Genomic DNA, 26,188 nt, shown 5'->3' with positions numbered 1-26,188 from the left:
TTTTCGTCTCAGGAAGAGCGATCGGTCAGGGCATAACGGGCTCTGAATTCTTTCCTCTTAAACTTTGAAAAGGTTTCCCTCATGCCTGCCTTTCTCATCAACGACCTGATCTCATCCACGGGCATCCCGTGATGCTTTCCGGTCGGTTCCCTGAGCTGAAGGAAGCCATCCGGCCTCATTTTCCTGACCAGGTTCGTGACGATTTCCGCTCTTTCTTCCTGCGGGATGTCGTGAAGCACATAACTTACCACGATTACATCGAACGAGCCGTCCTTCAAGGACGAGGTCCTTACGTCCGAAAGCATGAAATCGACGTTATGGAACATCCTTAGCCTGTTTTTAGCCACCTCTTGCCACTCCTCAGAGACGTCCATAGCGGTCACCCTTCCGCCAGTGTTCAGCTTTGGGGCGATATAGTATTCATTGTCCCCCCAACCTGACCCAAAATCCAAAACATTTTCTCCACCCTTCAGCCCCATCTCTTCCACGAAACGGGGATAGATGAACCTCCGGCCGATCCGGGAAAAGAACAGTATGATAGATATCTGGAACTTGGTTGGACTGGTGATGCTCATGAGATCGCGGACCTGACACTTCATCTCCTTGCAGATATATTATTTGGAGCCCTTCTTCCAGAATAGGGCTTCAATGCACCTCAATCGACAAAACTGCTCTCGTTCGCTGCGGAGATTCAATGGAGAACGATCCATGAGTAAAGGGCACGAAACATTGGGGGGAAGCCTTGGGAATGGATGACCTCACGGATGACAGCGAGTTCCTTATTCCGACGGCCAATCGATCAGGTCGGATCAAAGGATTCGATGGGGCGGCCAGAAGCATGCACAAAAAGTCAGATTCTCTGAACCGGCATAGAAGCGCTCCAATGGTTTTTCAACTTTTCCTTCTGCTTCCTCTTCCGATCGGGGAGACACTTTTATTTGTCAAGAGAATGAAGGAATTCGTCCATTAATTTGCCACTCGGTTATACCTCCAAAAAGTACAAGTAGTCTCGAGGGCAAAGCCGTTGATAGGGATGGGATCAGTGCTATCTATGAAGGAAATCGGCACGGAATACGTTTATGAAAACGGCCTGAAATACATACTGAGACTGTACGTCAACGGGATAACGTTGCGATCTCAGGATGCGATCAGGAAGGTGAAGGATATCTGCGAACAGGAGCTCCACGGTTTTTACGAGCTGGAGATTGTCTACGAGGGGTCGGACCTTGCCAAGGCAGAAAAGGCGGAAGTATCCACCTCGGTCAGAAAATTGCCTTCTCCACTCAAGAAGCTGATCAGCGAGCTCTCCAACAAAGAGCGGGTCGTTGTCGGAATGGAGATAATACCTAGAGAGTGGCCATCTACAAGGATGGCGGCCAACGTATCGGTGTAGGTAGCACCATCGTTGCTTTCGTTGCTGGGACCGTGAACCTAGGAGGATCCATCGGTTCAGTTGACACCATCATCGTCGTGGTATTCAAGCACAGTTAACCACAGCGCTCCAGCTCGTATCATCAGGCAGTATGAGCCCAATAGCTGATTTGAGTTGAGCATCTAGAGTGTGAAGAAGAGTATGTGAGCCATTCCATCTTGATCGATGAGAGAACGGCTATCCGTCACTATGCTCTGACTCCATTTCCATCATCGTTCTTCTTGTTCCCTTTGAGCCGGGAATGGTCGATGGACTTTTCCCAAAGGGTGAAGGTGGCATCACCGCGTTTGATCATGACGCCGGTGTTCCGGGCGAGCCCATAGCATCTCATGATCGAGCTGACCTCGGCATTAGTGGCGAGGGGTTTGCCGCTGCAACTCACAAGGGCGTTCGTAACGTCCAAAACGATGAACTGGTCCGTCGTCATTTCCGCGATCTGTTCGGCCACCCTGTCAACCAACTTCTTGCGGACAGCCATGATCAATCCCTACCCCATGGCCGTTATCAGGTCACCTTTCGGATAGGATCCCTTGTATGGCATCTTGTTTTTTCCAGAAATCGAATAGAGCAATTTGTGGACTTTGTGGTAGTCTTCACTCAAACTGTTCAGGTCGATGATCATGTTATTACGACCATCAAAATTAGTCGATTGATTTCTTAATGTTATGGTTATTATTATCAAAATTGAAAAAATGTATGGAGGCGCCTTACTTCAGAACAACTAATTCTATGAAATATTTACCGAATATTAAGTTTTAGTATATATTTATACACTAACACTAATCACCCGATTGCAGATTCGAAGCCCTTATTCATTTTGCCTATAAGAAGATCTTCTGTTCATCAAAATCAGTTCGATCGATTGGAGTGGAGAATTCCGGAAACGCGCGAATTCTTGTTTTCTAATGCTGCCCAATGACTTAGCCATTCGGACCCGAACCGGAATCAATAATGATAATGACAGGCTGAGGTTTATAATCCGCGGATGTAGATTCGTAATTAGAAAGGAAGTTCAATCAAAGGTCAAGGGGCATCTTGATCTATACCGACTCGTCGATTGAAACTCCCCTTCTCCCCCACACATAGTTCACACAGGCGAGTCGGCACAATCTTCTTCTATCTTCGTTGACTCAATATGTGGTCTGAAATCATGACCATCGGTTCTGAAACGGTCATCCGAGTTCCGTGGACTTAGGAAGCGCGTTAACACTATCGACACGATTCGATACCAGGACGCCCTGGGCGTCCTTCATGGAACACTGTCTTACGCTTTCATCACAATTCTTGATCCAGAAGTTACCTCATCCTTGTGCGCAATGAAGGCGGCCATCGCCTCTTCCTTTTCTCGTTCTGGCACATTGTAATATTCAAGAGCCCGCCTGAGCTCCGCGGCAACCTCGTCGAATTCATCCGGTTTTATGCGGAAATTTGCGTGCGCCTCATCCAGTTTTTTACCGGTGTATTCGAACGGACCGCCAGAGACATCTGCCACCCAAAGCGACCTCATGTACTTTAGGCCCGGTAATCTATCCAGCTTGTCGGTGGACCATTCGTTCAATGCCTGGTTCTGCGAGCCCTTGCCGACCTTCGGGTTCTCGACAACCATATCGCTGAAACGGTTTACGACCAAGGTGATCGCATATATCCCACCTAGTCGTTCGTAAAGAGTGGGTTCGGTCATGTTTAATGTTTATTTCTGCTCCCCATACTAATACTCGTCGTAAAGTATGGATTATTCGATCAATGTTTGTTAATCCCAGAATGCTAAGTTTGCGATTGTTCGCAGATCCAATTCGTTATCTCCTCATCAAAACGCGGCCTTAGATCGGTCAACGACACAACTTTCATAACGGTGATGGTCGACTCAAATATCAAGGGTATGGAATTGGATGTTCTTTTCATCGGGCTGGTAACGATTACGACCTCCATCACCGGCATTCTGGCCGGAGCGGGGATGGATCAGGTGATCAAGCAGCTCCCAGCTCGGAAACGAATCGGCGCGATGGCCTATTCGAATTATTTCAAGGCGGCTGATCTAGCTAATGGCAGGTATTGGTATGGTTCGATCGGGATCCTTTCATACCTGCTGGCGCTCATCGCAGCGATAGGAGGATACCTTCAAGCCGAAGGATCCTTCACAATGGCATTGTTGCTGCTCGCAGCAGGAGCCGCCATCGTGCATGCGTTCGGGACCAGTCGGGCTGCGCCCACAGCATTCAGGGTGCGCGAGGCCGAAATGGATGAAAGGACAATATCTGGATTATTGGACCGTTTCGCAAAATGGACTGCGGTGCGGGGAGCTGCGGGAATTGTGATGTTCGTTGCCTTGATATTGGCATTGGTCTCAGCATCATAGACTAGTCGACGTTCAGATCGTTAAGGGCGATCTTGGATTATACCCTGCGCCATCGTACGATTATGTTCTGCACACTTTTGAAATCCGAAAAAACGATCAGGAAAGCACATAAACGAAATAGATCCCAGATCCTCAATCCGTTCGGATGGATATCACACTAAAGATCTTTTCCGCCTGGCTAATAGCCGCTTTACATTTGCCGCAGAGCGATATCTCATTGTTCAGATGGAAGGCGTTCTCTACATTTTCCGGGGTCAAGAACGGAAAACCGCGGCACACTTGTGGTCTGGCATCATAGATGGTGCAATCACGATCATGATTGAATGGACAAATTTCCCCTGTTCCGGTGAACAATCTGTAATAAACCAGTTCTACCGAATGGTCCGCCAGAGTTAGCCCATATCTTTCTATGAACTCATGAGGGGAAATATTCTTCTTTTCGGATGCTCTCTGAACATCTCTTTCAGTGAAGGCTATGGACTCTTGCCTGCAGCATTCGCCGCAGCGTTCACACATAAATGTTTCCTGAAGTGATTTCAACAGCTCTATACGACATAGGATGTCATCATTTATCTCCAGTTCTCTGCTCATTTTTGTATGATTGTCCCCCCATGGATCATCGCTCATTCTCCCTCACACGGGTACATTATGAAAACAGGTCCGAATAAAACTTGCCGGTTTCAGGATCCAGCAGAAACCGTATAGAAAAAGAAGGAGGGGAGATCGAGCTACTGGATATCCAGCTTCTTCTTGCCGCCTTCCTTCTCGGCCTTCTTTGGTAAGGTCACGATCAACAGGCCATCCTCCAATTTGGCTCTGGCTTCGGAATTGTCAACATCCGCCGGCAGGGGTATCTGGCGGTAAAAGGAGATGTATCCCCTCTCTCTGCGCACATATCCCTTTCCCTGTTCCTGGACGTTTTTTTCCTTCTGCGCCTTGATGATCACGGCTTCTTCTCCTATCTCCACCGAAACCTCATCCTTCTTGATACCGGGGAGTTCCGCCTCCAAAACATACTGATCGTCCTCATCCCTAACGTCGATCGAAGGTAATCGGGCGCCTGATGACTTGATCGGCATATCTCCGAATCCAGTTCTGAAGTCATCTAACATTTTCTCCATTTCCTGCATCATGCCGCTCGGGCTCCAAAAGCCTACTGGAACCAATCTGTCCTCTCTCCTTGTTATTGCCATTATTGACCTCCTTTCAAATCTAGACAACCAAGGGTTTACAACCCATGAATGAAATTGTTAGTTCTTCTATAAAGAATTTACTTCTCTCTCAAATAATAATGACAGAAGGGCCTCGAAGAGCATGCGATCCAGAATAGGCAATTCACGGATCCAGTGTTAATTGCCAAAAGGGAAGGCCAAGATAATTTGGATGGGTGATGAACTAACAACCATTCACGATCTTCTGCCCGTTGTTCCCATAGATGATCGGCAGGATGTCGGATAGGTCATCGCTGTCGATGCTTTCCGTGGCTGCTGCTTTGGCCTCCTCGTCGCCATTGAAGGCTATGCTCAATCCTGCCTCGGCGAACATGGCACAGTCATTGCTGTAGTCACCGATCGCTACCGTTTCTTCCTTGGATACGCCCATGGAAGCCATCATCCTCCTTGCCACTTTCCCCTTGTCTTCATGGCCTACTTTGATCTCGCAGGTCGGGACGGGATCGTTCCCAACATAATGCAGCTCGTTACAAACGAACGAGGTCATAGGATATTGATCGGACAGCTCATGGGCGAACGCCCCGATACCGCCGGATATTATCATCACTACGCCCCCGTTGGCATGAATCGTTTTCAACACTTTCTCCACTCCTTTCGTCTGTGGCGCCTTCCTGGCAAGCTCCATCAATTTCTCCTCTGTAAGTCCATGTTTCGCCATTTTGCGCATCACCAGCTCGATGAGGTCCTTTCCGTCTCGAGCTTCCTGCCCGAACTCATCATAGAAGTGCCTGAGATCGCAACCTATGGCTTCCTGGCAATACCCCCATGATGACTTGTGCTGCAGCAGCACTCCGTCCATGTCGAACAGGAAAAGCTTGTACATGGTCGCCAAGTGAAACGTGTTCATCCCTTATTCAATCTGTTCTGATGTTCAGCGGATGTTTGCGGTTCTGTCTTCTGAACACCGTGGACGCGTCTCAATGCAGCCTCAACGGTTATTCCATTTCTCCAGGAACACGAAGGTAACCGACTCGCTCACTTTCTCGGTCAGGAACGGCAAATACTCGATGAAGCATTGGGATCTGTGGCAGGTCTTCCTCCGTAACCCGCTCGATCATGGTGATAAGTGAATGCGAGTTTCATTTTATCATTTTGTTCCTGGGCTGGAACAAGGTTCTTCTTCCGATTCTTGCGATCGATTGACCATGTTGAAAACGAATAGGGAAAGGAACATTCCTTTTCCATGGGTAGGGTCCTTACCATAGGCTTAAGCCAAGCCGGTATGAAATCCCATCATGCTCTCAGAAAGTAGCGGTTCAGCGTCAAAACATGATGTCGAAAGGCTCTCCTTCGAAATCGGCCATGACTATAATGAGTTCTGCCAGAGGTTCGAGAGGGCTGTGCCCATGTTCGATCCCAATAGATCGGGGAATCTTGTACGCCGACGAGCGACCTGGGAGGAGGTCGTTGCCGATGCCCAAGCCTCTGCCCCTCACGGATTTTTCATCTACTGGAAATTGGACACGTCTCCCATAATGGGTCTTGCAGGCCACTCGGATAAGTGCACCATTTACCTCATGGGCAACCACACGATAGCAGAACGCATGTTCCGTTTTGATCCATCCGTGATGCTTTATGTCCCTCTCCGCCTGGTAATCTGTTCTGACCATGGTCAGAAGAACCGTCTGGTAATGGATCGGCCGTCATCGGTACTGTCAAGCCTCGATAGACCTGAGATCACAAAAGTTGGCATTGAACTCGATGACAAGCTAATGAAATTACTAAGGCATCTGCAAGTCAATACGGATTGAGAGGTCACCCTTTCAGTACCCTTTATGATCCGGTCGGGCTTTCGCCGTCCATAAGCTCGTTCAGTCGAAGATACGTTCAACCGTTCGACTGCAGGATAGCGATTCGTCCCTGAGTTGTGGGATCAGCATCTCAAAGGCTATCTCACTTAAGGATCGAGGTCGTCACCCTTAGCTATCGGTAGGATGACGGCAGGCCTACGAAAGCAGCCCAGCAGCGGTTAGCTCCTTGGTGATCTTATCGACCGCTTTCTCAACATCCTGGGGTACCTTTGCACCGGTACACACGAGTTTTCCGGACCCGAACAGCAAAAGCACGACCTTCGGATCGTCCAGGCGATACACAAGACCGGGGAACTGCTCCGGCTCGTATTCGACCCGTTCCAGTCCCAGTGAGATGGCGATTATGTTCAAATTGATTTTCTGTCCAAGATCAGATGATGCCACGATATTCTGGACGGTGATCTGCGGTTCTTTGTCCAGTTTGATGCCGAGCTTGCTGAGCTGTCCGGTCAAATTACCTATTGCCTGCTTTACTTGGTCATAGCACTTCGCTCCGGTGCAGACAACCTTACCGCTATGGAACAACAGGGTCGCCGTTTTCGGCTCCTTCATTCGATAAATGAGGCCAGGGAACCGATCCGGTTCGTAATCTGCGCCGTCCAACGAAATTGCCAGTTCTTGAAGGTTCAATTCCGTTCCAAGAAATGCGGAAGCTACGACATTCTCGATTTTATACTTGGACATATAAACACCAGATCGAATCTAGTATCCCGCTGACCATATATCAACACTTATGTTGCTTTAATGCCATTCTTACTGCTGCTGAGGATACGGTTCTGCGGCATTTCTTATTGATCACGACATAAATCGCAATCCTTCTGGGTCTCCAATAATCCGAGGATTCCATTAATGACAAACGACATAATAATTCAAAATGAATGGATAAAACATGTATAACATTCTAATAGCTACTTGTCTATTGTTAAAACGGAATCATCATATATATTACATTTGATTATTATTAACTGCCTTACATCCGTGCAATGGAATTACCCCCGTTGCTTGTTTACATGCCCATGCAAGAGTTCGGTTACAATGAAAACACCATGTGAGCTCATCGTTTGGCATGTTCTGCCGATGATCAGGAGAGGTCTAGCAGACGAATTGATCGATCGCCATCACCTTAGACAGACCGAGGTCGCGAAACTTCTGGGGGTCACTGATTCGGTGATCAGCACTTACCGCTGCCGGAAACACAACCGCGAGGAGGGCATGGTGAAGGGAAAGGAGTATTTTGATCTGAGATATGAATTCGAAGGCGGGGCCATTAAGCTGCTCAATGGAATCAAAGTTCAAACGGTCATATGCCAGATCTGTGCCAACATCAGAGAGTCAGGGTTGTTGGACCTGATCCACGAGATCATCACCGGAACATCGAGCGATGGACGATATCGCGACCGATTCGTGGTGATAGGATAGTCAGGATGCTGCCTTACGCTTGGTGACTAGTTACCACAAAGAGATTATTGTTCAAGCACTGGAATCCTCATCGTATCATCGTCGTTTATTAACGCTACAAATACTTCTGTTGGAAAAATATGCATTGTACGAGATTCCTCCAATGAAGGCTCACTCGTAGCGTCTCTTCATCGTTGAACAGGTTTTCAAGCAATCATTATCAAGTATCGGAGCCATAGAAAAGAAAGATTCTGCCGGCATTCATTTAGAATCGGTATCTTTCCCATGTGCTTCTGTATCGGCGAAAACATTTCGGACAATGATATGTTCAATCGATCCTCTAGAACCAAGGGGTCCCACTTTCATTTTAAATATTCACCATATCCATCCGATCATTATGGTTGCACTGACGACTGAGATGATCGAGATTTTCAAAGCGACGAAGATTTTCCCACTGGCAACTTCTTCAAAAGATGGTGACCCGAACGTTGTACCAGTGGGCTCTGTGTTCCTTGTGGATGATGAAACAGTGTGGATCGGCAATCAATTCATGAAGCAGACCCTCAGCAATCTCCAGGAAAACCCAAAGGCGTGTCTCTATGCCTGGGGGCCAGAAACCAAAGGGTGCCTGAAGCTAAAGGGGAACGTAAAGGTCCATACTAGCGGTGCGGACTATGAGAAGATGAAGGACATGGTCAAGGCAAGAAGGGCTGATCTGGTATGCAAGGCCTTATTGGAGTTCAAGATCACAGAAGTCTATAATTGTAAGAGCGGACCAGGTGCCGGAAGTAAGCTGCTTTAGGATTCTATTCCGAAATAATCAGCAATAGTAGAGGATTGAAATACGCCAGGGCCAACTTCAAGCTCCTTTTTTTGGGGATGGCTCAGGTGTTTCTTCAGTAATCGCTTTCAATCTTTTCTTGAGGTCCCGCATATCGCTGGGATCGAGTTCCACTCCGAGTTTCTCCCAAGCAATGTTTGCAATCAGGTTTTCGAGGTCCTCGTCTCCCAGATGGTATCTTATCTCTTTCCTCCCCACGGTCAGGAATACTCGGTGAACAGGACCGATCAATCTTACAGTGACTCCCCTGCTCAATTGGACCCGAAGCCGATATTTATCCTTCAATATGTCCAATATGGCGGTTGTCTTATCGACCATGTATGAGCAACGAACTAGAGGGCACTAATAATTAGTGCTCATTCGATCTGGAAGATTCGATGATTATTCATTTCTGGATTACATTATTCTAAACATCTGTTCATGATGAACGCGGGGCATGTGTAGACGAGGTCTTTCGGTTGTTCTGTCGTTCTGCCCAATAAGAATAAGTATCCTGATGCCACCGATGCATATGGCCCGCGAGCCCTAGCATCGATTTAGTTGGTAGACTTCTGGCTGGAAGAATCACGCCTTTAGAGATATAATCAATCAAAAAGGGAAGTCCGGGGCTACGCCCCGAACCTAGTATTTCTTTAGGATCTCGGAAAAGAATCCTGAGTACAGAGGCGCGATGGCATTATTACCTGTCATGCGGTCCTTGACCGACAGGGTGGTCACATATGCCTTGGAGTTCTTGTTGAACAGCATATCATGACCGACGCACAGACCTAGGACAATGTTCAGCTCGGTCCCAGCTTGGTTGAGAAGCTCGGCTTGATAGACGGGGTTGCATACTGACTCATTCTCGCTCTTTATGCAGTCCTCCTTTGGAATATCGAACTCTCCCTTTTTCATTGAGAAGTTCCGGCAAATGACCGAGCATACCTCGAAACCCCTTGCCTCCAGTACCTTGGTTAGCTTGATGCCCTCGTCCCGGGCAGCCAGGCAGAATGCCACCCCGATCTTCTTCCACCCCATCTGGTCGGCGAATGCCATGATCTCTGAAATGCGAGGCCGGATGGGGGTCAGGACTCCGTTCACCGGTTGGAGGGTGCCCCGTTCCACCTTGGCAGCGGTCTGCATCAGGCTTTGGGTCTCCGGATCGTGGTAACGCTCGATGATCTCTTCCCGCGTGATCTCCGAAACATTGGTCGGGCAGCTCTTGAACTTGCCTGGTTCGCCGATCTTGCATCCGGCGTCACCGCATCTATCGCATCTGGGGAAATCCAAAACATCACCAGCCATTAATCTTAATGGAAGTTAATAAGGCCTGTTATAAAAATATGCGGCAAAACGATGAAAATTATCCGGGTTAAAATAATAATAAAACTTACACCAGGGAAGCAAAGGCCCTAGAGGAATCTGAACATCTGCTAAAGTCAATAGTAGAAAAGGCCTGGTGGGTCTCATGGGCAGGAGAAGGACCTCGCCACATGATTTCATTCGCCCATTTGAATGCTGAGGAGTATCAATGGCGATTTCCTCGACGGCATCCGCAGTTTCCGTGCGGTGATGTGCACCATCTTCTCTCCCGATTTGGGCATGACGATTTCCGTGCTCAGGTTCTCCAGCTCAGTTTCGTTTGAGCTCAGTTCCTTGAGCCTCCCGATCATCGAAGGAATGTTCCACATGCCTCCTAGAATTCTTTCTAGGGGGAGGCCTTGGATTTCGCTCGGCGAAGTGTCAAATGTGGTATAAAAAGTGGTGTTAGAGGAACGGATCACAAGGTCCGGTTCAAGTATCAATAGCGGTTCCCTTATGGTGTTCACGATACTCTCCGCATACTCCTGAGAACCCTGGGCTTCCGATGACAGCTCCCTCAACCTCGCTTGGGCCCGTTTCTGCTCATCGATGTCACTAAATGTCATCACGATTCCATCGATGACGTTTTCGACAGTTCGATAAGGAAGGATCTTCAATCGATACCATCGGCCATCCTTCGTCTGGACTTCCTTTTTCACTGTGTTGAGAGTGTCGAGCACTTCTTTGTTGTCGGCGAGCAGGTCCTCGTATTGCAGCTTCATGGCGATGTCCTGGATCGGGCGGCCTACGTCCCCCGGGAGAAGGTTCATGATCGTTTCCGTCTGGGGTGTGAACCTCCTAATTCTTCAAGGAAGATTATCGCCTCATCGACGCTGTAAAGGAGGTTCCTGGTGTCGCTGTTGATCGTTGAAAGTTCCTGGTTCTTCCTTTCCAGTTCGACATTGACGGTTAGAAGTTCTTCGTTCAACGAGTTAAGCTCTTCCTTTCCGGTCTCCGATTCTTCCACCACGCTTTGCAGCTCCTCGTTGTTCGATTGAAGCTCTTCATTGGTGGATGTCAGCTCTTCGTTGGAGGTCTCCAGCTCTTCGATGGTGTTCCTCAGGTTCTCTTTAGTGAACCCGAGCTCTCTTTCCAGTTCATCGATCCTGGTCTCCCGATTGGGCGATATGGTAAGTTCCTGTTTCTCTTTCAGGATCCGGCCTGGTATGATCTTCTCATCGAATATGACCATGACCTCGGAAACGGGCATGTTGTTGTCTATTGGCCTGACGACGATATTGAGGACGGATGAATCACCATTTGTATGTATCTGGATCGCTTCCTTCTTGACTATCCTGCCACTGTTCCTTGATTCATTCAGAGTCAGTATCACCTCCGATCTGATGTCGTCTCGCAACAGATCCTGAATGGTCAAGCTGGCTTTCCCGGGGGAGTGTTCCAGATATTTGCTGGTGCGGCCATGAAAATATGTGATCTCGTTTTTATCGTTCACGATCAGGCAGGGCGGCGTATGCTCCGAGAGCAATATTTTTTCGGCCATTTCGTTGCTGACATGCCCGGTCGCCGGTCCGATCTTCTTCTGAGCTATTTCCTTCATGTGTCTTGGTTGAAGACTCATTCCCAAAGCCGCCGGAGATGGGGTGTATGGCTTCCTCTTGTAGATCTTCTGCTTTGAATCGACGGCAGTGAAATTGTCTTCGAAACCAGTGATGGTTTCCGATTCTCCAAGGAAGAGGATGCCACCGGGGTTAAGGGCCAAGCTGAATGTTTCCAGTACTTTCCTTTGCAGCACTGGCTCAAAATAGATAAGAAGGTTTCTGCAGGATATGATGTCGAGATGAATAAACGGGGGGTCGCGGATCAAGTCATGTGGAGCGAAAACGATCATTTCCCTGACTTCTTTTTTCACTTTGTAACCGTTTTCTTGCTTGAAAAAGAACCGACCTAGACGGTTCGAGGAAATGTCTTCCACTATGGCCAACGGATATTCCCCGCTTCGGGCGATGTTGATGGCCTTTTCGTTGATGTCCGACCCGAAGATTTGGATCTGGGGGCTGCTTCCTGATTCTTCCATCAGCTCTCTCAGGATGATGCCGAGGGAGTAGACCTCCTCGCCGGTGGAGCAGCCTGTGACCCAGACCCGCAGCTCGTCCTTTTTCGAATGAGGAGCGAAGATGGTCTTCCTAAGGGTTCCCTTTAACGTTTCGAACGCCTCAGGGTTTCTAAAGAAATTCGTAACCTCGATAAGCATATCTTCGAACAACTGATATATCTCTTGAGGGTTGGCCAGTAGGTAGGTCGCATACTGTTCTTTGCTCTTAAGCTGATGCAGAGTCATGCGTCGCTCGATCCGGCGGTTTATGGTGCTCGTTTTGTATTGAGAGAAATCGTGGCCGGTTCCGCTCTTGACTATGGACAATATCTTATGCACGGCATCAACTGCGCCCACCGGTTCTGCCTTGGGCGGAATCCCGCTTGTCCCGAGGGCCTTGATGTATTTCAGGATCATTCCGGGCATTTCAATAGGAGGAAGGACATAGTCTACCTGTCCAGTCTCGATCGCGTTCCGAGGCATGCTGTCGTACTTTGCTGTTTCCGGACTTTGCACCATGACCATGCCCAGATTGGAGTGAATCGCCCTAACTCCGAAAGAACCGTCTGATCCATTACCTGAGAGGATGACAGCGATCGCGTTCTCTTTTCGATCTTCGGCCAATGAACGCAAGAAGTAATCGATGGGCATGAACGGTTCGCTCTCACCGCTGCGGTCGAAAAGACGCAATTTCCCGTCGACGATTATCATGTTCTTTCCGGGGGGGATCACGTAGACCTTGTTCTTTCGCACGAGGATATCGTTCACTGCCTGGAGCGCTTCCATTGTCGTCGACTTTGAGATTATTTCCGCCAGCATGCTTGGATGGTGAGGTTCAAGATGCGTTACAACTATGTATGCCAGGTCTGAATCTGGGGGAACGGTCTTGAAAAAAGCCTCTATGCCCTCCAGGCCCCCAGCCGAGGAGCCTAGAGCTACGATCGGGAATGCAAGATCCGATGGGCTATCCTCTTTCTGAGGATCTGCCCTTCCCATTTCGCTCTTTTTCTTACCACTCTTTGCCATCTTGCCCCTCCAATTATCTTTTGCACGGCCCTGGCAGCAACCATATGATTCTGGCCTTACTTACAGACTTTGTCATCCTCCACCTATGGCCCTCGAACATGTCGAATCTCGAGCATACACTATGGGATAGGATTCCGTATGAATCGAGGACAATGGATTCGTAAATATATTTATTAATGAAGTGGGGACACCTATAGGCCGTCTGAAATGGGAAAAGAACTCGGTAGGCCGGGCTTGAGAGAGCTCGCCGTGAAGCGACTCGAAGGAATGGGTTTGGGCGATCAATGCACAACAGAAAATATTCAAGAATTGGTGCAAGAGCTCACGATTCATGAAGAAGAGCTGAAAATTCAGAACGAGGAGCTGCTGAGGGTCCAGATCGAACTGGAAGCATCAAGGGCCAGATACTTTGAGCTGTACGATCTCGCGCCCGTGGGATATGTCATGCTAACTCCAGAACTGGTTATAAAGGAAGCCAATTTGGCGGCCTCAAAGATTCTGGGAACAGAAAGAAGGAATCTCATCAACAAGGGGCTGTCATCCTTTGTCGCTCCGAACTCACAGGAATCGTTATATCTCCACTATAGGCAGCTTGAGCAGGGATGTGCGAAGCGATCTCACACATTCCGGGTCCGAAGAAAGGACGGAGAAGAGCTTCAGGTCAGATTCGAAAGCAATCGATTCGAAGAAGGATCGAAGAAAGGATTCCGGTCGGTCCTGACAGACGTCACCGAGCTAAAGAAGGTCGAGGATGCCAACGCCGAACTGCAGCAGTTCGCCTACGTAGCCAGTCATGACCTGCAGGAGCCGCTGCGCATGGTGGTCAGTTACCTGTCATTGTTAGAGAAGAGATACCGGGATAAGATGGACAAAGAAGGGTTGGATTATATCCGATATGCTGTGGACGGCGGAACCAGAATGCGCCTGCTAATCGACGATCTGCTCGAGTATTCCAGGCTGGATTCGAAACACAGCTCATTTCCAGTAGACATGAATGATGTGTTGGCCAAGACGACCTCAATTCTAAAGGTGCAGATCGAAGAGAACCAGGCGAAAATCGTAGCCGGCAGTCTCCCGACTGTTTCGGCCGATGAGCAGCAGATGATACAACTGATGCAGAATCTGATCAGCAATGCCATAAAGTTCCATGGGGTTGATCCTCCAGATGTTCGGATATGCGCAGAAAAAGGAGAACAATATTGGACCTTCGTCGTTGAGGACAACGGGATCGGCCTTAGCATGGAGTATTCAGAAAAGATCTTCCAGATGTTCCAGCGGTTGAGCGGAGGGGACAGATATCCGGGAACGGGGGTAGGTCTGGCAATAGCCAAGAAGATCGTCGAACGTCATGGCGGTCGCATATGGGTCAAATCCACAGAAGGAAAAGGGGCTACTTTCTTCTTCACCATCCCCAATACTGAAGTCTGAGTCTAAGATCCGAGACAAACAAATCCTATTTCATATTAGGGGAGGGTCAGCTAATGTGGTTTATTTTATCTGGCTCTTCTTCTGATCTTATATGACAATGACTTTGTGACCAATGCTAACGATCGTCGGTTCAGTATCGCGACATCTTTGACCCGATCCTCATCGATCCGGATCGACGTGGGGCGTACCTGGTTTGAAAGCTCGAGGATCTTGGCTCTAAGCATCCCGAGAGGGGTCAGAGAATAGGCCATGCATGGGCCGCGGCGTGTTTCCACATACCGTTTTTCCCCGGATACAAATCCATCGCATTCGAGGTTACGCACTACGGTTGAGACTTGAACCGCGGAAAGGCCTATCATCGCCCTTATACCTTGACGGCACACTGCAAAAGGTAAGCGGCGGTCCTCCAAATGTGAGCGGTTCCTATAAATGAGAAGAACGATGACATCCTCGCTGGTCATGTTGCAGTTATCCATTTTAGCTCTTTCGAAGATATACAATTGATGATTCGTCCCAGGGTTGCCGTCCTGTTCTGTGGGTATAAAGGTTAAGTTTCAAAGGAAATAGTTCCAGGCGAAATCTCAATGTGCTGATCGTTGTTAGCTGAAAGGACCGGTCTATTGTTGCTTCATTCCTAGCTCGGCTTGGCTATAAGTATTCTTGCTCGGTCTCAAACCGCTATGTTTTGGGGAATGTCAAATTGGACTTCGGGGAAGGAATTCCGTTCTAAAGATATCGATATCTATGGGGAAGCACGGTCGACGAAGCGATCCGAGCATCAATGGGATGAATCATTGTACGCATTTATATACACTGTACGTTATGATATTCTCTGCAGATATCCTTTTAATTTTATTATTTCATTTCTAAGAGCATCAGTTTCATTATCCAAACCCTTCTTCATATCCAAAGTCGGGGTGTGGTCGTGCAAAATTTCCTCGAGGTTCTTCAAATCGTCAAAGAGCTCCTTTTTCGCCCCTTGGCTCAGTGAACTTGAGTCCAGCTGGCTAATCTCTGATTCGATTTTCTCGATGATTATTCTGATGTCCTTTAAAATGGACTCGTTAACGCTCCGATTCTTTTTCACTTCGCTTAAATCATCTAGATTTCCTTCCAATTCATGAATCAATTCGATGATTTTGTCCTTAATGGCCACATGAAGTTGATTCTGTTCCCAATTGAAATAGTATTTCTTCTCCCACTCTAAGAATCGGATCTGGGCCAAGATATGGGGCATTGGGAGGATAGTCGGCCTTCAAATACAGGGGGCATTACCCACATCCTTTTGATTTCATGAAAAGCGGATTTCCTTTTAATAATGAACGCTCCAATGGACAATAGGTCAGCATAAGAATGCTACAAGCTCCGATCTTGAAAAATCGTGGGATCAATCATCATGGGTTCACAAGACAAACCAGCGTATCTTGGGAAAGACCTTATTTCATTCAAGAAAGAGGTCTCAGGGGAGATAGAGAGCGAGAAGAGGATGCTCCATAGGCTCAAGACGCCGGTTCCGGGCGACAAGTATGGCCATCTGATCTCGATCGGCCTCGTGATATTGATGGCCGCCATCATCTTCCAGCAGACATCGGTGTTCATACTATGGCTGATCATCGCAATATTGCTCTATTCTTACAATTACCTCATCTTCTTCATTCCTACGACGATGGAGAGCATTCGCCCGGATGAGAAGGACGTTGCCCCTGCTCTGATCAAAGAGAGAAGATGGTTCGCGCTGCGCCTGTTGCTGAAGAAGAGAAAACTGGCCATCGAGATCGGACTCACTTTGCTGCTCGGGGGGGCGGTCCCTCTTTCTCTGAGCTTTTCCATCATCTTCGGCCTGGCCTTTCTCTTCTCCGTCTACTTCGGGTTCTTTACCCACATCTTCGCTCAAAATACCATTTACCTGATCATGATCCAGATCACGCTGATCATACTGTTCTATGTAATGATGCTGATCATCAAACCTCAGGCTCAGGGCATAACCAAGATCGGAAGATCATTCAGGCTGAAGTTAACTATGGCCCGATCCAAAGGAAAGGCAGCCTATATAGTAGTCATTTTGACCCTTGTTGGAATGATATCCATAGCAGGTGTTCTGGTCTTTGGGGCGATGGTGCTTCCGGGTTTCCTTCTACCGTTCCTTTACGATGATCTGAGATTGTTCCCCAACATCACCCTGCCAATCGTCATCCTGGTCTTCGTTATCCAGCTGGTCATAATGAGGCACTTCCAAGGGATCATCAGCCGAAGAATGGCCGTGAAACGCCTGGAGAATCGGATCTTGGAGCTCGACAGAGAGGTGCTGAGTAAACCGAATGAAATGGCATCGGAAGGGGAAGGGGCAATTGAGGATGCAATGTTGGATGAACTGAAAAGCAAGTATTACTCGATCGCAATTTATGACCTGATAGAGCAGGATATCTTCGGCTATTCAAAGATCTATCTGTTCGGGCTTCGACTACGGTATATGCTGGACGAGGATGTCATCGCCCACATCAACGTGACACCGGAAAAGAAAGGAAGCTCACCATATGAGAAAAGCGATGAATGATGACCAACAATCTCGAAAGCGGATTTTCTCGATCGATCCTAATGTAGGTTTAATACCATGGCCGATCCAATGGTCCTGTCATGACTCCCAAAGAAAGATTCCTCTCGGCCCTTCGCCTTGATATGCCAGATAGGATCCCGACCATGCATATCCAACTGGGCGGAGGGGACCGTATCCAGGAGGTCACCGGACTGACCATCAAGGAGGCGTATTCTGACCCAGATAAGTTCGCCCGGATGTGTCTCGCTACCCAGGAGTTCGGTTTCGATAACATCATGGTGGGTTGGGGCGACCTGCTCAATGAAGCACAGGCCTTCGGGGTCAAACTCTCATTCCCTAAAGATGACGATTACCCCAGGGGCGCCCCGATCTCACCAGAGGACGTGGACAAACTCGAATACATCGATCCGATCAAAGACCAGGTATGGTCGACCTCCTTGGAAGCCGCAAAGATCATCAACGGGAAGGTGGGAAAGGAGGTCGCGGTCATCGGTCAGGTGAGCGACCCGTTCACTTTGGCCGCTTCGGTCCGTGGTTTCGACGGCCTGCTCATGGATGAGATAATGGAGCCGGACCGAACACATCATCTCCTAAAAGTGCTCACCGATTCGCTGATCGAATACGGACGGCTGCTCAAGGACCATTCCGGGGTGGAGATCATTTTCATCGAAGATGGGAGTGCAGACTCGGAGCAGAACGCGTTCCAGCTTGCAAAGGCCTTCGACATCGACTATGCCCAGACCATGGCGGAGAAATTTCATCAGGAGGGTTTGATGACGATTTTGAGCAATTGTGCCAAGGGGGCCTATCTCGAGGCTCAATTCGATGCGGTAAAACCCACCGCGATCCACACCTCCTTCGATTGGGACGGTTATCCGGGTGCCGTGAGCATGCTGAAGGGCAGGGCTTGCCTTGTCGCCGGCATACTGCCCCATTTCATTGCCCGATCAAGGCCGGAAGAGATAAAGGAAAAGATATCAGAGCTGATCAGTACCTCGGGCGATGGAAGCGGCCTTATCGTTACCTCTGCCGGGGAGATACCGTTCGATGCGCCGATCGAGAACATCAAGGCCTTAGCCCGCTCCACGATAACTTGAGAGCAGACCAGCGGGCAAACCGAGGCAAGATATTCCAATATTAAGTGCCTGTAGAATCCAACATCCGACGATCTGCGGTTCTTCCAATATTCCGGTTTTCTGGAAATTCAACCACCTGCCAGCCTCTGGCTAGGCGATTCGAGCACACATCATTCACCCCCTCTTCAATATACCCCGGGTATTGTCTGGTATGATCAATTGACCAATCGGTCTATTGTAATAATGGCCTTCCCACCGATCGATCGGTTGGGGAAACCTGGATACTATTATGAAGGGGGCGCTCACAGACCATAGGTGGTGAATTCAAACGGCAATAACAATGAATTGGGGGGCGCTCGGACTTGGATCGGTCATTGCATTTATCATAGGCTGGTTTCTATTCGGGCTTTTGGGTGCGGTGATATTGGCGATCATAATTCTGGTCTTGATGGGAATATTGAGATTTAGATAACAGCCGCGGGAGAATGCATAACCGGTGCTTTCTTTTCCAATTGAGCTCTCTAAATGGGCTGTCATAGTGCTTGCGTACTGACAGTCGTCCTGAGGCCGATCAGGGCCGAAAGCACATATCCGCGAGGATTCCCGAAATGGCCTGGCCCAGTTCATCGTTGTTCGATGGGGACGAAGGCCTTTCCGTACTCGCCAACATATTCCGATGATGGACGAAGGAGGACCGCATCCTCATACTGTTCGATCACATGAGCCACCCAGCCAGATATTCTGCTGGAAGAGAAGAATGGTGTGAAGAATTCCTTCGGGATCTCCAACGCGTCCATGGCCACCGCCGCATAGAAGTCCAAGTTTGGATATATCTTCTTCTTTTCATGAACGATCGCCTCGATCTTCATGCACCTGTTGTACAGGCTCATCGTCCTTTCGCGATGACAGAGGTTCTCAACAATGCCACGGAGATGTTTCGTCCTCGGATCCTCGACCTTATAGACACGATGGCCAAAACCCATGACCTTCCTATCGTTCTCCAAAAGCCCTTGAATATAATCTTCCACATGCTCCTCGAGACCTATGTCATCAAGCATTTCCATTACCTTTTCGCTTGCTCCCCCATGAAGCGGGCCTCTGAGAGTCCCGATCGCGGATGTCACGGCTGAGTACATGTCCGAATTGGTGCTCGCCGTCACCCGGGCAGCGAATGTGGAAGCGTTGAACCCATGGTCTGCATGAAGTACCATGAGGCGATGGAGGACGTCCGTCTCGTCGTCCCCTGGCGGGGTTCCTCTGAACATGTAGAGGAAGTTCTTAGTGAAGCTGAAGTCCATCCTCGGGGCGAGAACTGGCTGGTCATTACGGGTTCTATGGAGGGCGGCCACGATGGTGGGCACTTGGGCCATCAGCTTAGTAGCTCTCTTTAAGGTCGGTTTCTCAGAGAGGTTCTGGGCGTCAAGATCATATTCTCCCAGGTGGGAGACCTCAGTTCGCAATATGTCCATTGGATGACAGCGTCTGGGAGCGCATCTTATGCTTTCGACGATTGCATCAGGTAGTTTCATTTCAGAAATGAGGGCGGTGCTGAACGCATCTCTCTCCCGCTGGTTGGGTAGCCTTTTGTAAACCAGAAGATAGGCTATCTCTTCATAGGTGACCCGCCCCACCAGATCGTCGATGTTATATCCCAAGTAATAAAGTGAGCCCATCGGGTTGACGAAACTGAGCCTGGTCTCTGCCGCGGCAACGTCCTTAAGTCCGCGTACTACTATCTTTTCGGTTTTCTCACTCATCTTTCATCACAATCCTATGGTTTACTAATTTAGAGCATGAACCTGATTAGTCATTTACACTATGCGGTCATCTGAACTAGGCATACCCAGTTTTGATACCATTTCTACCGTACATCTCAGGGCCACCGCCCCTCTTTCTGTCAGTGAGTAGCGATGCCTCCGTCGGTCCAGCTCTACGAACCCAGCTTCCGCCAGCGCCCGCAAGTGGAACTGTAGGTGCCCGGTCTTCAACTCCAATGCCCGACCCAGCTCTGTCAGGCTTCGGTCGCCAAGCTTCAATGTGGTAAGAACCCTGATGCGCCAGGCATTAGCCAAGGGATTCAGGACCGATTGCATATCATCGGCAGTGTATCGATAGATATCCTGGCCCTCTCCATTCTTCAGCTCGACTTCGGGACCGATCCTACTGGCCAGGTCCTCATATATCTGCAGAAGGACCTGTAGGCGGCGCAATATCTCCTCCGCCGTTCTGGAACATCCCTTGTCCTGACAAGAAGAGAAGTCGCCCTTGATGAGGGCCTCTGCCCTGGCCAATATGTCCCTTGCACCGGCCAGATCATCCTTCATGAACGATCTGGTGGCATTGTCCACGGTCTCTTCCAGCTTTTGAAGGCATTCCCCCTTGAGACCGCATTCTGAGCTGCTGCTCAGGATGTTCGCATCGTTCAGGAACGAACGCTTTCCCTCGGTCCCCATCGCCATCCTCATTTGTTCGAGGAAAACGGACTTGAGGTCCACATATCGCAGGTGGATCATCTGGTCGCTGAAAAGGTTCAGGTCGCTCTTTAGCGCCCTGATTTCTGATAGAACGTCTTGATCGGTCATGGTGGACGAATAGAAAAATATTCATCACGAATATTTATATATTCTTATGATCTATTATTTGGTGGTGGAAACATGGCAAAACTACCAGACGCAGTATTTAATCTGTTGAACGAACGCTCAGCGAGCAAGATACTAGGAACCAAGAGTGCCAAGGGCGATGTCCATCTGATCAATGTCGGTGGTGCGGGTGCCCTGGACCCAGAAACCATCTTCGTTGGCCAGATATTCATGAAAGCAACCAGCGAAAACCTCGAACATTCAAAGAAGGACGGCTCCCACGCCTCGATGCTTGTCAGCAAGGGCCCGGAGTCCTATGAGGTCCGGTGCAGCGTCAAGGAACATGTGACCGCTGGCCCCATGTTCGACAAGATGAAAGAGACCTTCAAGGCGATGAAGTTCGACCTGAAAGGATTGTGGCTTTTGAAGGTTGAAGAGGTATACAACGAGAGCCCGGCCTGGGATTCCGGAAGAAAGATGGTCTGAGGCCCTCCGGGCCTATTATTTTTCTTCATCCTCCATTTCAATGGCACCATCATTTTGTGGCGCCTATATCTCAGGCGATCTTTGATCATTTTATCGAGTCAATTTCCCGATAAAAAAAGAATCACAAATTATGGCCCATAGTCCTCGCATTCTTCATCAAGGCATCATCATTTTTCGCCATATCATGGTCGAGGAACGTACAGCACACGATCCTTCCGACAGGCTCAAAGAAAAAGTGCTGCTCTAGGTCATTTCAAGTCTCTTTGGGACATTCTCGGCCATGTCCTTGTCCAAGTCACAGGTCACAATGATCACCAGTTTCTTGCCTTTGGGGATCGTAGTTGAGAAGTTCATGTCCATGAAACTGAAGAACCGGTTCTGGAATATCCTGTAAATTCCGTTCTCTATATTGAAACTGATCGGCGTCGATTGGATCAGTCCCTCACAGTTGCGTATCTCACCCATTATCTCCGTTATGGGATCGTTGAGCCGGCACATACCTGTCTGTCGGCAAGAGCCGCAATTCTGACATTCCATTAACGGGCCGAGCTCGTTCAGATTGTATATCTTGACCTCTTACCCGCTCTCCCTTGCACCTTTGGCCACTGCATTCACTATGGCCTCGCCAGACCCGTTCTTGTGCGTGGAAGCATTTACGGCGACTATCATTTTCCCAATGATCTAAGGTTTAGTGCTCACATAATTCTGCTGGACCTGAACGGTTGATTGCCGATCGATATCACCAACTTTATTCTGCTCCAGTGCGAATTATGACGGACCTTCTGCCAATCGGCCAGTTGGCCGATGCGTTTCTCCAAATGGTTTCGATAGGATAGGACTAAATATCGAAGGATAGGGAAAATTCTGCCTATGGTAAAATACTGGATTGCGGTTGCATCGAAGGATCATGTGATGATGGGCGTTTCCAAAGGTTTTGCCCAATCTGGCCATGGTAAACGAACCGGTATCGCACGAATGAATGCTGGTGACGTGGTCATATATTACTCTCCCAAGATGGAATATGAAGGAAATGAACCACTCCATGCGATTACCGCAATTGGGGAGATCGCCGACGATGAGATTTTTCAGGCCGATGAAGGTCCCGATTGGAAACCTTTCAGAAGAAGAGTCCGATATATTTGGACCGGGGAATTGCCATTAGGACCTCTTATCTGTAAGTTGAGCTTCATAAAGAACAAGGTAAATTGGGGATCGGTCTTTCGGTTCGGTCTAGTTGAAATCCCTCAGGAGGATTTTGAGAGAATTAAGAATAATACAGGCAGAATAAAATAATCATTGTCTGGCCAATACAATTGACTATTGTTAATGGGGCAATGATTGTATGCTTTGAATGTGAGAGTTGGACGAGTCTTATCCCAAGAATATTAGCACTCAGGATGTTTCTAACAAGTTACTTATTCGTTCTTCATGTTCTCTTGAGAATCGGGATGCAGTTATGAAATCAGTTAAGATACTTGGAATTGCAGGAAGTCTCAGAAAAGCATCTTACAACAAATCGCTTCTTCGAGAAGCTTTTGTGCTTCTTCCCGAAAATGTCGAATCGGAGATATTCGATATTGAAGGAATTCCCTCGTTCAATCAGGATCTTGTTAACAGTCCACCAGACCGTATCAAGGAGCTAAAAGAAAAGGTAAGATCTGCAGATGCGATACTATTTGCCACACCAGAGTACAATTTTTCAATCCCGGGAGTTATGAAGAACGTGATAGATTGGGTGTCCAGGGCGGAGGGAGAAAACTCATGGCAAGGAAAACCTGTGGCGATCATGAGCGCTTCGACTGGCCTGATCGGCGGAGAAAGGGCCCAACTCCATTTGAGGCAGTGCTTCGTCTATCTCGACATGCATGCGGTCAATCGGCCAGAAGTGATAGTCACGCTAGCAGCTCAGAAGATCGATGATAAAGGAAACCTGACCGATGAACACACTAAAGAGAAGATAAAGGAACTCCTGGTGGCACTTGTTGAGCTGACCAAGAAGTTTTCATCCCCCTTCTAGAGAGTCAATAATTGAAATTCTTAAATTCTCCAGAATTTACTAGCTATCCTAAGAATGGCAATTCATGATATGCCCAACCATCCGCCGCTATCATGGATGAAGGCAAAGAATGTTGCGACTAGTGACGGTTTCGTGGCCACAGGAACGAACCAAATCGTCCTTGAGGTCAGTGCCCTAATGGTTCCGATCATCCTCATTTGCACATTGGTGCTTTAGCGGTCAAGGAAGGAAAACAGGCCCTTATGAGAAATGGGCAGAGACAGATAGTGCAGGGGAAGGAAATTTGGATCCCTTGGGCGAGTCTTGTCCCATGATGGTAGTGAAATTTGGCAGAATTCTGGGAATCAATGGTTCTTTATCCCATCTGAAATAATGAACAGTGCTGAGGTATCTTCCCTGGCCGAAAATTCTTGATCGACAATCAAATCTGGAGGACTTCGGGAAGATGTTTTTGAAACGCACGCGTCAACGGAGTTGATTATTAATAAACGGCGCTCGCAAAGCATTTGATGATATGACAACTGCCAAGCAATTTACCTGCCCAACTTGTGGCTGGAGTATCACAGACCCGTCGGGAACGGAAGAACTGATGAAATTCGTCCAGATGCATAAGGATATGAAACATCCGGATATGAAGGCCACCAAAGATCAGATCATGGCCATGGTAAAGGATGTTGAGATCGGGCTGCCTGGACATCCACCGATGGATAAGGATAGCATCTTAAGCGACCTCAAGAAGATTCCCGGCATGAATGAGCTCACAGCTCAGGCACTGTACATCTATGGGATACATTCGGTCGACGAGCTTATCGGAAAGAACGCAGACGAAGTATATCTGGAGATGTCGAAGAGGCACGACGTCCCGGCCGATACGTGCTTCCTGCTTTTAAACGGCCTTCGGACGGCTGTGACATATGCAAACACAATGGTGACAAAAAAACGCTAGATACTTTGGAACGGGAGTCATGAGAATACCTTAATTTGGGACGTCTGTTCAACAAGAAAAGGGACAAAAGTAAGATCTAGAGTATAAACGTATTTTTGAGTAATACCAATTCTATTTTTGGTTGGTCTTGATGATATTGAGTGAAGTGCGGATATCAAGTCAGACGGAACCGATAAGAGCTTTCATTTTCTCAAAGACGTCCTTGGCATAAACCATACTTCCGCAATATTGGCATTTCATGTCGCTGCCATTTGAAGGTAATGTAATATTGGCATGGCAAGATGGGCATTTTATGGTCTGAATAACCAGTCCACCCTTCTCCATTTCAGCTTTAAGAAACGAGAAATCCAGAACATATTGAATCTTTTCTTTCCTCTTTTCATCTTCAATCTCTTGAAGTCTCTTTTGGGCGGTCTGATTTAACAACTGCTGAATGCCTTGAAGTGATGGAGAACCTTTTCGATTCAGTGTTAATGGATCCGCTTCTGTAAGTTCCATAAACTTTAGGGACATGGAATCTCCTCCCAGTTGGCTATTAATGAGAATAAATTTCTCAAAAAAGGCTTCTTTAAATGAGACTCCACCCATGTTCTCGTATGCTACCATATCAGAGACGGTATATACTTTATTAAACAATCCGCTGGATTTAATAAAATAAACCTTATGGTTTGATGCCAGTAGATATCCAGGGACTCCTTCGTGTGAGTTTGAAGTGTTTAGTTTTGAACATTGCCATATTCGAATCATGGTTTCCCTAGGCCTAAAAATAATTACCCCTTGGAGGCAAATAGGCAAACCTGTCGGTTGCTTGGGCGATTGATATTGATTCTCTCGAGGAGTTCTATTCTGAATCGAAGTTGATCTACCACACCATTGGCAGGTTGTCGATTCTTCTGAAATATGGGCACCACAACCTCCGCAAATTATTGTTCCCTTTGTTTGGTAAGAATTGGAAACAACCATTGAATTGCCTCACTTTAACCTTGGAGTAATATGAAGAATATAAACAACAGTGTCCAAATATTATTAGCATCCTTTTTCTTAATTTGATAATTGTCACGACTCTCTATTCGATTTTTATTATTCTAAACTGGAAACTGATTCAAATGGGATTCTTCGAACAGAAAGAGGCTTACTCCAAATATCTGGTATAGAATGAAAGGGCTATTCCTTATATTCTCCAAATTACTAGCAATTCCAGGGATGGTGCGTATGGCGAAACCCTTGGAAAGAGTCAAGGTCGGAGACCTGCTAAAAGCAGAGAAGATGAACGAGATTATCGAGAGGATCAACAATCTGGAAAAAAGGCTCGACCAAATGGAGGTCAAGAGACCCGTGAGTAAAACCACCAAGGTCCAGCCCAAAAGGAAGACCCCCCTCAAGAAAACTCAAAAAGTAAAGATGCCCAAAGCGAAGATTCCAAGAAAGAAGGCTAAGCCAAAGAAATCGCTGAAGACGGGGCTCATGTCCATTCTTGACTCTGTCAAATAAAGAGGTCATTCGTATGTCCAAGAGATGGACGAGTATGGAGAATCTTGTCTCGAGTCCATTTCTTGAAAAGACAACAGTTTAGGATAGATGAGGATTTGATTGGACAACATAGAAATCATCG

At 47.9% G+C, this 26,188-nt stretch carries 29 protein-coding genes; 13 read left to right on the top strand and 16 right to left on the bottom strand.

Annotated elements, in window-relative coordinates:
• Positions 1-8 precede the first annotated feature (8 nt).
• Positions 9-599: a class I SAM-dependent methyltransferase gene (locus VGK23_09625; GenBank protein HEY3420800.1), complete on the bottom strand. Its 591-nt coding sequence runs from the start codon at positions 597-599 to the stop codon at positions 9-11.
• A gap of 434 nt (positions 600-1,033) precedes the next feature.
• Here VGK23_09625 and VGK23_09620 point away from each other — a divergent pair, with 434 nt between their 5' ends.
• A complete protein-coding gene (locus VGK23_09620; protein ID HEY3420799.1) occupies positions 1,034-1,393 on the top strand; it encodes a circadian clock KaiB family protein in 360 nt (119 codons plus the stop codon).
• Positions 1,394-1,619: 226 nt separating this feature from the next.
• Here the strand turns inward: VGK23_09620 and VGK23_09615 are convergent, their stop codons facing one another.
• Both VGK23_09615 and VGK23_09610 read right to left on the bottom strand, forming a co-directional pair.
• Positions 1,620-1,910 carry a hypothetical protein gene (locus tag VGK23_09615; GenBank protein ID HEY3420798.1) on the bottom strand — a complete coding sequence of 97 codons (291 nt, stop codon included), beginning with the start codon at positions 1,908-1,910 and terminating at the stop codon, positions 1,620-1,622.
• Positions 1,911-2,696: 786 nt separating this feature from the next.
• The gene (locus VGK23_09610) at positions 2,697-3,113 is read right to left on the bottom strand and encodes a group 1 truncated hemoglobin (GenBank protein HEY3420797.1); all 417 of its coding nucleotides are present in this window, start codon (positions 3,111-3,113) and stop codon (positions 2,697-2,699) included.
• 198 nt (positions 3,114-3,311) lie between these two features.
• Between VGK23_09610 and VGK23_09605 the strand changes: the two genes are divergently transcribed.
• On the top strand, positions 3,312-3,788 hold the full coding sequence (locus VGK23_09605) for a hypothetical protein (GenBank protein ID HEY3420796.1): 477 nt from the start codon (positions 3,312-3,314) through the stop codon (positions 3,786-3,788).
• 132 nt (positions 3,789-3,920) lie between these two features.
• On the opposite strand, the gene VGK23_09600 is transcribed toward VGK23_09605, so the two are convergent.
• The 3 genes from VGK23_09600 to VGK23_09590 form a co-directional block, all read right to left on the bottom strand.
• Entirely contained in the window at positions 3,921-4,415 is a 495-nt protein-coding gene (locus VGK23_09600) for a YkgJ family cysteine cluster protein (GenBank protein HEY3420795.1), read from the bottom strand.
• 101 nt (positions 4,416-4,516) lie between these two features.
• Positions 4,517-4,981: an Hsp20/alpha crystallin family protein gene (locus tag VGK23_09595; protein ID HEY3420794.1), complete on the bottom strand. Its 465-nt coding sequence runs from the start codon at positions 4,979-4,981 to the stop codon at positions 4,517-4,519.
• A 202-nt stretch (positions 4,982-5,183) separates the two neighbouring features.
• A complete protein-coding gene (locus tag VGK23_09590) occupies positions 5,184-5,843 on the bottom strand; it encodes an HAD family phosphatase (GenBank protein HEY3420793.1) in 660 nt (219 codons plus the stop codon).
• 412 nt (positions 5,844-6,255) lie between these two features.
• Between VGK23_09590 and VGK23_09585 the strand changes: the two genes are divergently transcribed.
• Positions 6,256-6,771: a DUF302 domain-containing protein gene (locus VGK23_09585; protein ID HEY3420792.1), complete on the top strand. Its 516-nt coding sequence runs from the start codon at positions 6,256-6,258 to the stop codon at positions 6,769-6,771.
• A gap of 195 nt (positions 6,772-6,966) precedes the next feature.
• Here the strand turns inward: VGK23_09585 and VGK23_09580 are convergent, their stop codons facing one another.
• Positions 6,967-7,515: a TATA-box-binding protein gene (locus VGK23_09580; GenBank protein HEY3420791.1), complete on the bottom strand. Its 549-nt coding sequence runs from the start codon at positions 7,513-7,515 to the stop codon at positions 6,967-6,969.
• Between the two features lie 351 nt (positions 7,516-7,866).
• Between VGK23_09580 and VGK23_09575 the strand changes: the two genes are divergently transcribed.
• Positions 7,867-8,250 carry a transcriptional regulator gene (locus VGK23_09575; protein HEY3420790.1) on the top strand — a complete coding sequence of 128 codons (384 nt, stop codon included), beginning with the start codon at positions 7,867-7,869 and terminating at the stop codon, positions 8,248-8,250.
• A gap of 298 nt (positions 8,251-8,548) precedes the next feature.
• Positions 8,549-9,031 carry a pyridoxamine 5'-phosphate oxidase family protein gene (locus VGK23_09570; protein ID HEY3420789.1) on the top strand — a complete coding sequence of 161 codons (483 nt, stop codon included), beginning with the start codon at positions 8,549-8,551 and terminating at the stop codon, positions 9,029-9,031.
• A 57-nt stretch (positions 9,032-9,088) separates the two neighbouring features.
• On the opposite strand, the gene VGK23_09565 is transcribed toward VGK23_09570, so the two are convergent.
• The 4 genes from VGK23_09565 to VGK23_09550 form a co-directional block, all read right to left on the bottom strand.
• Entirely contained in the window at positions 9,089-9,388 is a 300-nt protein-coding gene (locus tag VGK23_09565; protein ID HEY3420788.1) for a hypothetical protein, read from the bottom strand.
• Between the two features lie 303 nt (positions 9,389-9,691).
• Positions 9,692-10,354, bottom strand: a complete 663-nt coding sequence (locus tag VGK23_09560) for a DUF1847 domain-containing protein (GenBank protein ID HEY3420787.1) — start codon at positions 10,352-10,354, stop codon at positions 9,692-9,694.
• A gap of 194 nt (positions 10,355-10,548) precedes the next feature.
• Positions 10,549-11,181: a PAS domain-containing protein gene (locus tag VGK23_09555; protein ID HEY3420786.1), complete on the bottom strand. Its 633-nt coding sequence runs from the start codon at positions 11,179-11,181 to the stop codon at positions 10,549-10,551.
• The gene (locus VGK23_09550) at positions 11,178-13,490 is read right to left on the bottom strand and encodes a CheR family methyltransferase (GenBank protein HEY3420785.1); all 2,313 of its coding nucleotides are present in this window, start codon (positions 13,488-13,490) and stop codon (positions 11,178-11,180) included. Before VGK23_09550 ends, VGK23_09555 begins: the two co-directional genes overlap by 4 nt.
• Before the next feature lie 312 nt (positions 13,491-13,802).
• Between VGK23_09550 and VGK23_09545 the strand changes: the two genes are divergently transcribed.
• Complete coding sequence (locus tag VGK23_09545; GenBank protein ID HEY3420784.1) at positions 13,803-14,918, top strand: ATP-binding protein; 1,116 nt, start codon at positions 13,803-13,805, stop codon at positions 14,916-14,918.
• Between the two features lie 820 nt (positions 14,919-15,738).
• Here the strand turns inward: VGK23_09545 and VGK23_09540 are convergent.
• On the bottom strand, positions 15,739-16,074 hold the full coding sequence (locus VGK23_09540; protein ID HEY3420783.1) for a hypothetical protein: 336 nt from the start codon (positions 16,072-16,074) through the stop codon (positions 15,739-15,741).
• 240 nt (positions 16,075-16,314) lie between these two features.
• On the opposite strand from VGK23_09540, the gene VGK23_09535 reads away from it, so the two are divergent.
• On the top strand, positions 16,315-17,472 hold the full coding sequence (locus tag VGK23_09535) for a hypothetical protein (protein HEY3420782.1): 1,158 nt from the start codon (positions 16,315-16,317) through the stop codon (positions 17,470-17,472).
• An 80-nt stretch (positions 17,473-17,552) separates the two neighbouring features.
• Positions 17,553-18,569, top strand: a complete 1,017-nt coding sequence (locus tag VGK23_09530) for a uroporphyrinogen decarboxylase family protein (GenBank protein HEY3420781.1) — start codon at positions 17,553-17,555, stop codon at positions 18,567-18,569.
• 602 nt (positions 18,570-19,171) lie between these two features.
• Here VGK23_09530 and VGK23_09525 read toward each other — a convergent pair.
• Together VGK23_09525 and VGK23_09520 are read right to left on the bottom strand one after the other, a co-directional pair.
• A complete protein-coding gene (locus VGK23_09525) occupies positions 19,172-20,305 on the bottom strand; it encodes a citrate/2-methylcitrate synthase (GenBank protein HEY3420780.1) in 1,134 nt (377 codons plus the stop codon).
• A 54-nt stretch (positions 20,306-20,359) separates the two neighbouring features.
• Complete coding sequence (locus tag VGK23_09520; GenBank protein HEY3420779.1) at positions 20,360-21,130, bottom strand: winged helix-turn-helix domain-containing protein; 771 nt, start codon at positions 21,128-21,130, stop codon at positions 20,360-20,362.
• A 72-nt stretch (positions 21,131-21,202) separates the two neighbouring features.
• Here VGK23_09520 and VGK23_09515 point away from each other — a divergent pair, with 72 nt between their 5' ends.
• Positions 21,203-21,613, top strand: coding sequence for a hypothetical protein (locus VGK23_09515; GenBank protein HEY3420778.1), 411 nt, complete (start codon positions 21,203-21,205; stop codon positions 21,611-21,613).
• A gap of 243 nt (positions 21,614-21,856) precedes the next feature.
• On the opposite strand, the gene VGK23_09510 is transcribed toward VGK23_09515, so the two are convergent.
• Entirely contained in the window at positions 21,857-22,111 is a 255-nt protein-coding gene (locus tag VGK23_09510; protein ID HEY3420777.1) for a hypothetical protein, read from the bottom strand.
• A gap of 372 nt (positions 22,112-22,483) precedes the next feature.
• Between VGK23_09510 and VGK23_09505 the strand changes: the two genes are divergently transcribed.
• The 3 genes from VGK23_09505 (at position 22,484) to VGK23_09495 (ending at position 24,576) form a co-directional block, all read left to right on the top strand.
• Positions 22,484-22,906, top strand: coding sequence for an EVE domain-containing protein (locus VGK23_09505; GenBank protein HEY3420776.1), 423 nt, complete (start codon positions 22,484-22,486; stop codon positions 22,904-22,906).
• Positions 22,907-23,069: 163 nt separating this feature from the next.
• Entirely contained in the window at positions 23,070-23,630 is a 561-nt protein-coding gene (locus VGK23_09500; GenBank protein HEY3420775.1) for an NAD(P)H-dependent oxidoreductase, read from the top strand.
• Positions 23,631-24,144: 514 nt separating this feature from the next.
• Entirely contained in the window at positions 24,145-24,576 is a 432-nt protein-coding gene (locus VGK23_09495; protein ID HEY3420774.1) for a helix-hairpin-helix domain-containing protein, read from the top strand.
• 159 nt (positions 24,577-24,735) lie between these two features.
• Here VGK23_09495 and VGK23_09490 read toward each other — a convergent pair whose 3' ends face one another.
• Complete coding sequence (locus tag VGK23_09490; GenBank protein ID HEY3420773.1) at positions 24,736-25,539, bottom strand: hypothetical protein; 804 nt, start codon at positions 25,537-25,539, stop codon at positions 24,736-24,738.
• A 261-nt stretch (positions 25,540-25,800) separates the two neighbouring features.
• Between VGK23_09490 and VGK23_09485 the strand changes: the two genes are divergently transcribed.
• The gene (locus VGK23_09485) at positions 25,801-26,067 is read left to right on the top strand and encodes a hypothetical protein (protein HEY3420772.1); all 267 of its coding nucleotides are present in this window, start codon (positions 25,801-25,803) and stop codon (positions 26,065-26,067) included.
• Positions 26,068-26,188 lie beyond the last annotated feature (121 nt).

This window comes from Methanomassiliicoccales archaeon, from assembly GCA_036504055.1.
In the GTDB taxonomy this organism is placed as follows: domain Archaea; phylum Thermoplasmatota; class Thermoplasmata; order Methanomassiliicoccales; family UBA472; genus DASXVU01.
This window is presented reverse-complemented; position numbering and strand designations above follow the sequence as displayed.